Annotated in this window: 8 protein-coding genes; 1 reads left to right on the top strand and 7 read right to left on the bottom strand. The window is 75.9% G+C overall.

Annotated features, from left to right (window positions below):
* On the top strand, window positions 1-1,506 hold a 1,506-nt coding region (locus ACIQOV_RS07950), incomplete at its 5' end, for a MinD/ParA family protein (RefSeq protein ID WP_401046148.1).
* A gap of 58 nt (window positions 1,507-1,564) precedes the next feature.
* Here the strand turns inward: ACIQOV_RS07950 and ACIQOV_RS07955 are convergent.
* From ACIQOV_RS07955 to infB, 7 genes are all read right to left on the bottom strand, one after another.
* A complete protein-coding gene (locus ACIQOV_RS07955) occupies window positions 1,565-2,509 on the bottom strand; it encodes a bifunctional riboflavin kinase/FAD synthetase (protein WP_401046151.1) in 945 nt (314 codons plus the stop codon).
* Between the two features lie 65 nt (window positions 2,510-2,574).
* Window positions 2,575-6,216, bottom strand: coding sequence for a serine protease (locus ACIQOV_RS07960; protein WP_401046154.1), 3,642 nt, complete (start codon window positions 6,214-6,216; stop codon window positions 2,575-2,577).
* Between the two features lie 192 nt (window positions 6,217-6,408).
* Window positions 6,409-7,338: a tRNA pseudouridine(55) synthase TruB gene (gene truB, locus ACIQOV_RS07965; RefSeq protein ID WP_359909139.1), complete on the bottom strand. Its 930-nt coding sequence runs from the start codon at window positions 7,336-7,338 to the stop codon at window positions 6,409-6,411.
* Window positions 7,339-7,373: 35 nt separating this feature from the next.
* Window positions 7,374-8,477 carry a bifunctional oligoribonuclease/PAP phosphatase NrnA gene (locus tag ACIQOV_RS07970; protein ID WP_401046157.1) on the bottom strand — a complete coding sequence of 368 codons (1,104 nt, stop codon included), beginning with the start codon at window positions 8,475-8,477 and terminating at the stop codon, window positions 7,374-7,376.
* A 2-nt stretch (window positions 8,478-8,479) separates the two neighbouring features.
* Complete coding sequence (gene rbfA / locus ACIQOV_RS07975) at window positions 8,480-8,920, bottom strand: 30S ribosome-binding factor RbfA (RefSeq protein ID WP_359909144.1); 441 nt, start codon at window positions 8,918-8,920, stop codon at window positions 8,480-8,482.
* A gap of 153 nt (window positions 8,921-9,073) precedes the next feature.
* Entirely contained in the window at window positions 9,074-9,370 is a 297-nt protein-coding gene (locus tag ACIQOV_RS07980) for a DUF503 domain-containing protein (RefSeq protein ID WP_030311386.1), read from the bottom strand.
* 152 nt (window positions 9,371-9,522) lie between these two features.
* The coding region (gene infB, locus ACIQOV_RS07985) for a translation initiation factor IF-2 (protein WP_401046162.1) at window positions 9,523-12,265 on the bottom strand (2,743 nt) is incomplete at its 5' end.

A 12,265-nucleotide genomic window follows, 5' to 3' on the forward strand; every position in this document is an offset into this window, starting at 1 on the left:
CCCCAGCACCCCCAGGACCCCCAGGGCCCGGCGGCGGCCTGGGACCCGCAGGCCGCGTGGGCGGCCCAGCAGGCGCAGCAAGCCCAGCAGGCCGCCGTCCCGCCGCAGCCCGGTCCGGTGCCGCAGCCCGGCCCGGTGGACCCGCGCCAGGGCGGCTGGCCGCAGCCCGCCGCGTACCAGCAGCCGGCCCAGCCGCAGCCCGGTCCGCAGGGCCTGCCCGGCCAGCCCCTGCCCGGCCAGGCGTGGCAGCAGCAGCCGCCGCAGGCCCCGCAGCCCAGCGCGTTCCAGCAGGCCGCCGCCCCGCAGCAGACGGCGCACGGCGCGCCGCTCGGCTACACCGCCGCCGTCGAGCTGTCCTCGGACCGGCTGCTGCGCAGCCAGCCCAAGCAGCAGCGCCAGCAGCCGCGCTTCCAGTTCGGCGGCAAGGCCGCGGCGGCCGAGAAGGCCCGCCGGCTGGAGATCATCCGCACCCCCGTGCTGAGCTGCTACCGGATCGCCGTGATCAGCCTCAAGGGCGGTGTCGGCAAGACCACGACCACCACCGCGCTCGGCGCGACCCTGGCCAGCGAGCGCCAGGACAAGGTGATCGCGATCGACGCCAACCCGGACGCGGGCACCCTGGGCCGCCGGGTCAAGCGCCAGACCGGCGCGACCATCCGCGACCTGGTGACGGCCATCCCGCACCTGCGCAGCTACATGGACATCCGTCAGTTCACCTCGCAGGACCTGAACTCGGGCCTGGAGATCCTGGCGAACGACGTCGACCCGGCGGTCTCGACCACCTTCAACGACTCGGACTACCGCCAGGTGATCGACGTGCTGGGCCGCCAGTACCCGATCATCCTGACCGACTCCGGCACCGGCCTGCTGTACAGCGCGATGCGCGGCGTGCTGGACCTGGCCGACCAGCTGATCATCGTCTCCACCCCCAGCGTGGACGGCGCCTCCAGCGCCTCGACCACCCTGGACTGGCTCTCCGCGCACGGTTACGCGGACCTGGTGCAGCGCAGCATCACGGTGGTCTCCGGGGTGCGCGAGACCAGCAAGATGATCAAGGTCGAGGACATCGTCGCGCACTTCCAGACCCGCTGCCGCGGCGTCGTCGTGGTGCCGTTCGACGAGAGCCTGGCGGCCGGTGCCGAGGTCAACCTCGACATGATGCGGCCCAAGGTCCGCGAGGCCTACTTCGATCTGGCCACCCTGGTCGGCGAGGACATCGTCCGGGCCCAGCAGGCCGCCGCCCAGCAGGCCGGCTGGCAGCAGCAGGCCCAGGCGCAGGCCCAGCCGGGCTACCCGCAGCCGTACGCCGACCCGCAGCAGCAGCCCCAGCCGTACCCGCAGCAGGCCGGCCAGCCCGCCCCGGGGGCACCGTGGGCCCCGCAGCCCGGCCAGGTCCCGCCGCCCCCGCCCGGGTACGGCTACCCGCCGCAGCCCGCTCCCGGGGCGCCCTGGGGGCAGCAGCCGGGACCGGGCTACGGCTACCCGCCGCAGGCGCCCCAGCAGTGAAACGGCGGAAGGGGCCCACCGACCTGGTGTCGGTGGGCCCCTTCCGGCGTTGCGGCGCTCAGACGCCGTCGGTCAGCTCACGGGCCCGCTTGACGTCGTCGGCCATCCGGTCCAGCAGCGCGTCGATGGAGTCGAACTTCTCCATCCCCCGCAGGTAGGCCAGGAAGTCCACGGCCACGTGCATCCCGTACAGGTCCAGGCCGACCCGGTCGATGGCGTAGGCCTCCACGGTGCGGGCGGTGCCGTCGAAGGTCGGGTTGGTGCCGACCGAGATCGCCGCCGGCATCCGCTCGCCGTCCGCGGTCAGCCAGCCCGCGTACACGCCGTCGGCCGGGATCGCGCTGTGCGGCACGGTCTCGACGTTGGCCGTCGGGTAGCCCAGCTCGCGGCCACGCTGCGCGCCGCGCACCACCACGCCCTCGACCCGGTGCGGGCGGCCCAGCACCTCGCCCGCGCCGGCCATGTCCCCGGACTCGACCAGCCGGCGGGTCAGGCTGGAGGAGAACGGCTCGCCGGCCCCGGCCGTACCGCACACCTGGAGGTCGACCACCTCGACCTCGAAGTCGTCCGCCCGGCCCAGCTCGCCGAGCAGCGCGACGTCCCCGGCGGCCCGGTGGCCGAAGCGGAAGTTGGGGCCCTCGATGACGACCCGCGCGCTCAGCGCGTCCACCAGCACCTGCCGGACGAAGGTCTCCGGGGACTCCTGGGAGAACTCGGTGGTGAACGGCAGCACCAGCACCGCGTCCACGCCCAGCTCCGCGATCAGCTCGGCGCGGCGCGGGTGCGGCGCGAGCAGCGGCGGGTGGCTGCCCGGCCGGATGACCTCGCGCGGGTGCGGGTCGAAGGTCACCACGACCGCCGGGAGACCGAGTTCGCGGGCCCGCTCGACCGCCCGCCCGATGATCAGCTGATGCCCGCGGTGCACCCCGTCGAACGAGCCGATGGTGACGACGCTGCGTCCCCAGTCCCCGGGGATCTCCTCCAGGCCACGCCAGCGCTGCACCTGACCGCTCCTTGTTCCGTACGGCGCGTACCCTCTGTACGCTCAAACGCTCAAAACCCGAACCCCTATAGCGTGCCATGCGCCTGCCCCGGCTCAGGCACCGGAATACGGGTTGAGCCCGCCGAGGGCCCCGCCGCCCGCCCGGACACGGCCCGCTCGGCCTCGGCGGCGGCGTACTGAGGGTCCCGTCCGGCCGCCGTCAGGGCCCGCATCCGGGCCAGTCGGGGGCCGTCCGGGGCGGTCGGCGCGGCGCCGGACGGCCAGCGGGCGAGCAGCCGGGCGAAGGCCGCCGACCGTCCGGCGCAGCGCACCAGCAGCTCGTCCGCGCCCGGCAGCCCCGGGGTGGCCCGGGCCAGCACCGCCCGGGCCCGGGCGGGATTCTCGGCCGCGCAGTGCTCGGCGAGCCGTTCCACGGCGGTGGTCAGCACCGCCGGGTCGGCCTCGGTGGCGAGCAGGGTGTCCAGCAGCTCGCAGCGCAGCGCGTCCGCCGCCGGGTCGGCCACCGGGACGGACAGCACCTCCGCGAACGGCCGCCGGACCTCCGCCCCGCGGGCGGCCAGCGCGACGCCGAGCAGCACCCGCAGCTCCAGCCGGTCGGCCGGGCCGACGGCGCCGGCGCGCCCCAGCCGGCGGCCGAGGTAGTCGACGGCGACCGGCCCGGCCGGCGCCGGGTCCGCCCGCAGCAGCCCGGCGGCCAGCTCGGCGCCCCGCCGCACGGCCGCCGGGGCGGTGGCGTCGGCGAGCACCCGCAGCGTCTCGGCGAGGACCGCGCCGGGGCCGGCCGACCGGGCGGCGAACGCGGCCAGGACGGGCTCCGGGTCGCTCTCCAGGGCCGGGGCGAGCGCCCGCGGGGTGAGGAAGGCGTCGCCGCCGGCCCGGAGCCGGGCGAGGGCGGCCGGCAGGTACGCGGAGCGGGTCGCCGGGTCACCGACCAGCAGGGCCAGCGCGGCCCCGTGCAGGCCGGGCTCGTCCTCCCGGGCGAGCAGGGTCAGCGCGGTGTACCGCAGCAGCTCCGCCCCGGCACCGGAGGCGTACGGGGCGGTCCGCAGCGCGTGCACGGCGGCCGCGACGTGCCGTTCGGGCCGCCGGTCGTGGCTCCAGCGGTCCACCGCGCGGCAGAGCGCGGACGGCTCCTCGGCGGCGAGCACGGTCAGCAGTGCGTCCGCCCTCGGGTGCGCGGCCGCGGCCAGCGCGTCGGCCAGCTCGTCCAGGGCGAGCCGGCGGTGGGCGCGCAGCAGGTCGTGGGCGACGTCGGCGACGGTGCGGCCGGGGCGCCCCGGCAGGCCGCGCGCGTCCTCGAACCAGGCACAGAGCAGCGGGAACACCGCGACCGGGTCGGCGCGCAGCCGCTCGGCCACCGCGGCGAGGTAGCGCTGCCCGGGGCCGTCGGCGGGCATCAGGCGGCGCAGCAGGTCGAGTTCGGCCTCGACGGGCAGGCCGAGGCCGGTCCAGAAGGCCGGGCCGAAGCGGCCGAGTCCGGCCGCCCGGAGCGCCGCCGTGCCCGCCGGGCCCGCCCGTTCGGCGATCCGGGACGCCAACTGGTCGAGCAGTGCCCGGTGTTCGGCCGGGTCCGGGCCGACGGTCAGACCCGCGGCGAGCAACCCGGCGGCCCACCAGGCGGGTTCACTGCCCGGCGGGCGGAGGTCCAGGGCGCGCCAGATCCGGTGCAGCCACGGGTCGAGGGCGCCGGCGCCCCAGGTCTCGGCCACCCGGCGCAGCGCGGCGACGACCGGGCCGATCCGGTGCCGGGGCACGGCGTTCGCCCCGTCGGCCGGCTCCCCCGCGCGGTGGCCGCCGGGCTCCTCCGGCTCGCCGGCCGGCCAGGGCGCGGTGTCCTCGGCCTCGCCGAGCAGCAGCCGCAGCGCCGCGTCCAGGTCCAGGTGCCGGCCCTGCAGCCAGTCCGCGAACTCCCCGTGCGCGAAGCGGAATCCGGGCCCGGCCGGGACGAACAGGCCCTCGGCGAGCACCGCCGTGGCCCAGCCGCCCTCGACCGGGAACAGCTCCTCGAAGACGGCGTGCTCCAGCCCGCCGTCCGACCGGCCGCCGAGCATCCGCCGGGCCGCCTCGTGCACCCGCCCGGCCACCGCCGCCGCGAGCCGGCGCACCCGCCGGTGCCGCGGCGTGCCGGGCCGCACCGCGCCCCGGCGGTGGGCGCCCGGGCGGCGCGGCCGAGCCTCCTCGGCCAGCCGCTGGGCCACCCGCAGGCAGCGCAGGTCCAGGAAGGCGCCGAACAGGTCGCCCCGGCGCACCGGCCCGTCGTGCAGCCCCTGGGCCCACAGCTCCCCGGCCAGCCGGACGGCCAGCGGGTGCCGGGCGTCCTCGGCGGCGGCCGGGTGCCCGGGGGGCAGCCCGTACCGGCGGCGCACCCGCTCGGCCGCCTCGGGGGGCAGCGGGCCGAGCCGCTGTCCGGCCAGGCTCGGCCCGCCGTGGCCGCGGCCGTCCATCCGCACGGTGGGGGCGCTGCCCAGGTCCCCGTGCGGGTGCGGCTCCTCCGTCCGGCGGGGGCCCGGGGTGCCGCTGCCCCAGGTCTCGGCCGCGAGCAGTTCCCACAGCTCCTCCCCGCAGGCCGTCACCAGCCGGGCCCCGCAGCCGGTCAGCCACTGGCCGGCGCCGCGCAGCCAGCGCGCGTCCACCGGCAGCGGGGCCTCCTCGGGGCCGTCCAGGACCACCAGCAGCGGCCGGCCGGCCGCCGCGCACAGCGCGGCCACCGGCTCGGGCGCGGGCGCCGGGGTGCCGAGTCCGGCCGCCGCGGCGGCCAGCACCCGCTCCACCGGCTCGGCGAGCGACCGGTCGTCGGCGTGCAGGTCGGCGCCGCGCAGCCAGAGGGTGGGCAGCGGGTGGGCGCCGCCGTGGCGGCGGGCGGCCAGGGCGGCCAGTTCGGTGGTGCGCCCGCTGCCTGGGGCGCCGACCAGCACGGTGACGGTCGCGGCCGGAGCGTCCCCGGCCAGGCCGTCCGGCCGGTCCACCCGGTCGGCGGCCAGGTGGGCCACCCGGCCCGGCCCGGCACCGGCCGCCGTCACCTGGGCGGCGGTCAGCCGCAGCACCCCGGCCAGGTTGAGCGCCGGGCCGTAGCCGGGCACCGCGGCCGCGTTGCCCGCCAGCAGCCCGGCCAGCGCCTCGGCTCCGCCCGTCCCGTCCGACGGGCCCGCCCCCACCGCCACGGCCGGCAGCGCCCCGCCGTGCCGGGGCCCGCCCAGGGCGGGCGCGGCCAGGGCGACCACCGCCCCGCTGCGGGCGTCCAGCACCGGCGAGCCGGCCGGTACCGCGACCCCGCCGACCACCGGCACGTCCAGCAGCAGCACCCCGCCCAGCCGGTGCCCGCGGTACGCCGCCGCGGTGACCCCGAGCAGCCCGCAGCGCAGCGCGACCACCCGGCCATCCTCCCCCGCCAGCGCGGGCAGCAGCACCTCCCGCGCGGCCGCGGCGGGGGCCAGCGGCAGCGGCGGCACCGGCAGCCCGCCGACCGCCTCGGTGCGCAGCAGGGCGAGGCCGTACCCGGGCAGTGGCAGCACGGCGTCCGGGCCGAGCACCCTGGTCTGCCCGCCGGGGGTGTGCAGCACGATCCGGTCCAGGCCGGCCACGCTCTCGTGCGCCGTCAGCACGCTCCCCTGCGGGTCGGCGACGAACCCCAAGCCGTGCAGCCGCCCGTCGAGGTCGCGGATCCGCAGCAGGTACCGCCCCGGATCGCCCTCCGGAAACCCCGGCATCCCGTACCCCTTCGGCCGTCGCTCGCTCGCCGTCGGGAGCCTGCCCGCCGGAGCGGCGCCCCGACCGCGCCCGCGCCGCTCACCACGGGCGTTCGCTCCGCGCGCTCCCTCGTGCGGGTGAAGGTGTCGCGGGAACGGCGGAGCCCCCGTCGGGATGACTCCCGACGGGGGCTCCGAACAGCGGTGGGGCCGTCAGCCGACGAAGACCGCGACCGGCTTCGCCTGCCCGCCCTTCTCCTCGACCAGCGCGAGGAAGCGCCCGTCCGGCCCGTACACCGCGATCGGCCCGTCCACGCCCATCCCGGGCGCCTTCAGCCGGGCGCCGTGCGACAGCTTCTGCGCCGAGGCCTCGTCCAGGTCCCAGCGCGGGAAGGCGGCCGCCGCGGCCTCCGCGATCGGCAGCACCTCCAGCCCCTTGGCGTCCTCGCCGGTGACCTCCGCCTCCAGCTGCTCCAGGGTGCGCGCCGACTCCACCCCGTACGGCCCCACCTTGGTGCGCCGCAGCGCGGTCAGGTGGCCGCCGACGCCGAGCCCGGCGCCCAGGTCCCGGGCCAGCGCCCGGATGTAGGTGCCGGAGGAGCACTCGACGGTGACGTCCAGGTCGATCACCGGCGTGCCGTCCTCGGCGACCGCCGCGCGCTGCTCGTGCACGGTGAAGGAGTGGATCGTGGTCGGCCGGGCCGCGAGCTCGAAGTCCTCGCCCTCGCGCACCCGGGCGTAGGAGCGCTTGCCGTCGATCTTGATCGCGCTGACCTTGGACGGCACCTGCATGATCTCGCCGGTGAGTGCCGCGATCCCGGCGTCGATCGCCTCCCGGGTGACGGCGTCGGCCGGGGCCGAGGAGGTGACCTCGCCCTCGCGGTCGTCGGTGACGGTGGTCTGGCCGAGCCGGACGGTCGCCTCGTAGGTCTTGGCGGTGAGCATCAGGTGGCCGAGCAGCCGGGTGGCCCGCTCGATGCCGATCACCAGCACGCCGGTGGCCATCGGGTCCAGGGTGCCGGCGTGGCCGACCTTCCGGGTCCCGGCCAGCCACCGCAGCTTGGCGACGACCCCGTGCGAGGTGATGCCCTCGGGCTTGTCGACGATCACCAGGCCGTCCGGGCCGGTGCCTTTGCGCTTCATCGGGTTCTTTCTCTCAACAACATCAGCAGAGATGATCAACGTACCGGTCGCAGCGCGCCCCGGAACCGCTCGACCACCACGGCCACGTCCTCCCGGACGCTGAATCCGGCCGCGTGGACGTGCCCACCGCCGCCCAGTTCGGCGCAGGCCGCGGCGACGTCCACCACGCCCCGGGAGCGCGAGGAGCCGCGCAGCGTGCCGTCCGGGTCCTGCTTCAGCACCAGCGCCACCTCGGCCTCGGCCGGGCGGCGCAGGATGTCGATCAGTCCCTCGATCTCCTCGACCGTGACGCTGAACAGCGCGAGGTCCTGGTACGGCACCCAGGTCCACACCAGCCCCAGCCCGTCGGCCGCCTCCGGCTCGTAGACGGCCCGGTCGAGCGCGCCCGCGAGCACCTTGAGGTAGCCGAAGGACGAGGTGTCCCACAGCTGCCGGGAGATCAGGTCGTGCCGGATGCCGGTGGCCAGCAGCCGGGCGGCCAGCTCGTGGGTGGCGGGCGTGGTGGCCCGGTACTTGAACGAGCCGGTGTCGGTGGCCACACCCGTGTAGAGGCAGGTGGCCAGCTCCTCGTCCAGCTCGACGCCGAGCCGGCGCAGCAGCTCGTCGACCAGCACGGCGGTGGCCGGAGCGGTCGGGTCGATCAGCTGGTGGGTGCCGAAGCCCGGGTTGGAGGCGTGGTGGTCGAACACCACCAGGACGGGCGCGGCGAAGGCCTTGTCGTGCAGCAGGCCGAGCCGGCTCTCCGCGGCCACGTCGAAGCAGAGCACCAGCTCGGGCACCTCCGGCACCGCGGCGGCCGGCACGATCAGCTCCTGGCCGGGCAGGAAGACCAGCGACTCGGGCACGATCTGCGGATCGTCACCGAAGGAGACCCGCACCTGCTTGCCGAGCGCGCGCAGCGCCAGCGCGGCCGCCAGCGAGGAGCCCAGCGCGTCGCCGTCCGGGCAGATGTGGCAGATCAGGTCGATCGAACGGGCCCGCCCGATCTCCGCCACCACCTGCTGCCAGATCAGCTCGAACCCGCTCTCCTCGGTGCGCGGGCCCGGGACCGCCGCGAGGGCACCCTCCACCGTGCTGGTGGAGGACGCCCCCGTGGTCGATCCGGCTCGCGGGGCGGCCCGCGCCGGCTCACCCGCCATGACTACTCGTCCTCGTCGTCACGCTCGGACGCCGGAACCCGGTACGGGTCCGCGCCGCCGGCGTAGTCCGCCCCCGCGGCCTGGGTGCGCACGGCGGCGTCCGAGGTGCGGGCCCGGTCGAGCAGGTCGTCGATGTTCCGGGCGTTGTCCGGCAGCGCGTCCGCGACGAAGGTCAGCGTCGGCGTGAAGCGCACGCCGATCTTGCCGACCTCGGAACGGATCACGCCCTTGGCGCTCTCCAGCGCGGCCGCGGTGGCCTCGCGCTCGGTCTCGTCACCGAAGACGGTGTAGAAGACGGTGGCCTCGCGCAGGTCTCCGGTCACCCGGGTGTCGGTGATGGTCACGAACCCCAGACGGGGGTCCTTGATCCGCCGTTCCAGGGTCTGGGCGACGACCACCTGAATGCGGTCGGCGAGCTTGCGCGCCCTTGCGGTGTCGGTCACGTTGCCTCCTCGTGCAGTGGGCCCGGTACCCGGGTGAGCTGCGCACCCGTCGGGGCCCACGCCCCAAAGTACCGGCCCGCGCCCGGCCTTGCGGGCGCTCTCGGTCCTGATCCGTGTGAGAACGGCGACTTCCGCCGACCGGCTCCACGGGCCTCATTCATCGTCGTCGTTGTGGTAGCGCCTCCTCGCGGAGAGGAGTTGCACCTCGGGGCGGCCGGCGACCAACCGCTCACAGCTGTCCAGGACTTCGGTGACGTACCCGGCTTCGCCGGCCACCACCGCCAGACCGATCTCGGCCCGGCGGTGCAGGTCCTGGTTCCCGGTCTCGGCAGCGCACACGCTGTACTTGCGCTGCAGTTCGGCCACGATGGGCCGCACGATCGAACGCTTCTCCTTGAGCGAGTGGACGTCGCCCAGCAGCAGGTCGAAGGTGAGTGTTCCCACGAACATGTATGACAGGTCTCGCCGACCTGGAAGGCCTCGGGGAGCAACCCGGAACCGGGCCGGCTCCGCTGTGTCCGACTACTTCCCGGACCCTACACAGCGAGACCGGGGCCGGTCGACGGAAATACCACCCGTCGACCGGCCCCGGCTGACACCGACTAGGCGCGCGGCTTCTCGCGCATCTCGTAGGTCTCGATGATGTCCTCGACCTTGATGTCGTTGAACGACCCCAGGGTGACACCGGCCTCGAAGCCCTCGCGGACCTCGGTCGCGTCGTCCTTGAAGCGGCGCAGACCCTCGATCGAGAGGTTCTCCGCCACGACCTTGCCGTCGCGGATGAGGCGGGCCTTGGCGTTGCGGCGGATGATGCCGTCGCGGACCAGGACACCGGCGATGTTGCCGAACTTGGAGGAGCGGAAGACCTCGCGGATCTCCGCGGCGCCGAGGCGCACCTCCTCGTACTCCGGCTTGAGCATGCCCTTGAGGGCGTTCTCGATCTCCTCGATCGCCTGGTAGATGACCGAGTAGTACCGGACGTCCACGCCTTCCTTGTCGGCCGCGGCGCGCGCACGGCCTTCGGCGCGCACGTTGAAGCCGATGATGATGGCGTCCGAGCCCATCGCCAGGTCCACGTCGGACTCGGTGATGGCACCCACACCGCGGTGCAGGACCCGGAGCTCGACCTCCTCGCCGACGTCCAGCTTGACCAGGGCGTCCTCAAGAGCCTCGACCGAACCGGAGACGTCACCCTTGATGATGAGGTTGAGCTGCTCGATGGAGCCGGCGGCGATCGCCTTGTCCAGGTCCTCCAGGGACACCCGGACCCGACGCTGCGCGAAGGCGGCGTTGCGGTCGCGGGCCGAGCGCTTCTCGGCGATCTGACGGGCGGTGCGGTCCTCGTCGACGACGATGAAGCTGTCGCCGGCGCGGGGCACCGAGGTCAGACCGAGCAGCAGCACCGGACGGGACGGGCCGGCCTCGGCGAGGCTGTTGCCGTTCTCGTCCAGCATCGCGCGGACGCGGCCGTAGGCGTCGCCCACGACGATCGAGTCGCCGACGCGGAGGGTACCGCGCTGCACGAGCACGGTCGCCATGGCGCCGCGGCCCTTGTCCAGGTGCGCCTCGATGGCGATACCCTGCGCGTCCTGCTCGGGGTTGGCCCGCAGGTCCAGCGAGGCGTCCGCGGTCAGGACCACGGCCTCCAGCAGCTGGTCGATGTTCAGGCCCTGGCGCGCGGAGATGTCGACGAACATGGTGTCGCCGCCGTACTCCTCGGCCACCAGACCGAACTCGGTCAGCTGACCGCGGACCTTGGTCGGGTCGGCGCCCTCGACGTCGATCTTGTTGACGGCGACCACGATCGGCACACCCGCGGCCTTGGCGTGGTTCAGCGCCTCGACCGTCTGCGGCATGACACCGTCGTTGGCCGCGACCACCAGGATCGCGATGTCGGTGGACTTGGCACCACGGGCACGCATGGCGGAGAACGCCTCGTGACCCGGGGTGTCGAGGAAGGTGATCGGGCGCTCTTCGCCGTTCACGACCGTCGCCACCTGGTAGGCACCGATGTGCTGGGTGATGCCACCCGCCTCACCGGCCACCACGTTGGACTTGCGGATGGCGTCCAGCAGGCGGGTCTTACCGTGGTCGACGTGACCCATGACGGTGACGACCGGCGGGCGCGGGGCCAGCTGGTCCTCGTCGCCCTCGTTGGCGCCGAAGTCGATGTCGAACGACTCCAGCAGCTCGCGGTCCTCGTCGTCCCGGCTGACGATCTCCAGGACGAAGCCCATCTCGTCCGCCAGCAGCTGCAGCGTGGCATCGGAGACCGACTGGGTCGCGGTGACCATCTCACCGAGGTTGAACATGACGGAGACGAGCGCGGCCGGGTTGGCGTTGATCTTCTCCGCGAAGTCCATCAGCGAGGCGCCGCTCGACAGGCGAACGGTCTGGCCGTTGCCGCGAGGCAGCATCACACCGCCGACGGACGGGGCCTGCATGGCCTCGTACTCCTGGCGCTTCGCCCGCTTCGACTTGCGACCGCGAGCCGGGCGACCGCCCGGGCCACGACCGAAGGCACCCTGCGTGCCACCACGGGCACCCGGGCCACCGGGACGACCGCCGAAGCCGCCGGGACGCGGGCCGAAGCCACCGCCACCGCCGGGGGCGCCGCCACCGGGACGCGGACCGCCGAAGCCACCGCCACCGGCCGGACGCGAGCCCGGACCGGCCGGACGGCCCTGGAAGCCGGGACGGGCACCGCCGGCACCCGGACCACCCGGACGGCCGCCGGGGCCACCCGGACCACGGCCACCCGGACCCGGACGCGGGCCGGCCGGACGCTGCGGCATCATGCCCGGGTTCGGGCGAGGCATGCCGGACGGGGTCGGACCACCGGGACGCGGCGCGGCCGGACGCGGCATGCCGTCGGGACGCGGGGCGCCACCCGGACGGGGGGCACCGGCACCCGGAGCACCGGCGGGACGCGGACGGTCGCCACCGGGACGCGGACGGTCGCCGCCCTGGGCACCGCCCGGACGCGGAGCACCGCCCTGACCGCCCTGACGGCGGTCGCCGGGGCGGCCCATGCCGGTCGCGCTGCCCGAGGTGAACGGGTTGTTGCCCGGACGCGGACCGGCCGGACGCGGGCCCGGACGGGCACCGCCGGTGGCCTGGCCGCTGGGGCGCGGGGCCTGGGCGGCCGGACGCGGGGCGTCACCGGCCGGAGCCGGCGAGGAGAACTCGGCCGCGGGCGCGGCCGGGGCCGCCGGAGCGGCGGGACGCGCGGCCGGGCGCGGGCCCGGAGTCGGCGCACCCGGAGCCGGCGTGGCCGACTTCGGGGCGGCGGGGGCGGCCGGCGCGGAAGGCGCGGCGGCAGCCGGGGTCGGACGGGGACCAGGG

The organism is Kitasatospora sp. NPDC091257 (assembly GCF_044757675.1).
Classification (GTDB): Bacteria; Actinomycetota; Actinomycetes; order Streptomycetales; family Streptomycetaceae; genus Kitasatospora; species Kitasatospora lactacystinica.

What these genes read in the sequence shown, in the direction of transcription:
- truB (WP_359909139.1), bottom strand. Translation starts at nt 7,338, where the DNA reads ATGAAGCGCAAAGGCACCGGCCCGGACGGCCTGGTGATCGTCGACAAG.
- ACIQOV_RS07970 (WP_401046157.1), bottom strand. Translation starts at nt 8,477, where the DNA reads ATGGCGGGTGAGCCGGCGCGGGCCGCCCCGCGAGCCGGATCGACCACG.
- ACIQOV_RS07980 (WP_030311386.1), bottom strand. Translation starts at nt 9,370, where the DNA reads ATGTTCGTGGGAACACTCACCTTCGACCTGCTGCTGGGCGACGTCCAC.
- ACIQOV_RS07960 (WP_401046154.1), bottom strand. Translation starts at nt 6,216, where the DNA reads ATGCCGGGGTTTCCGGAGGGCGATCCGGGGCGGTACCTGCTGCGGATC.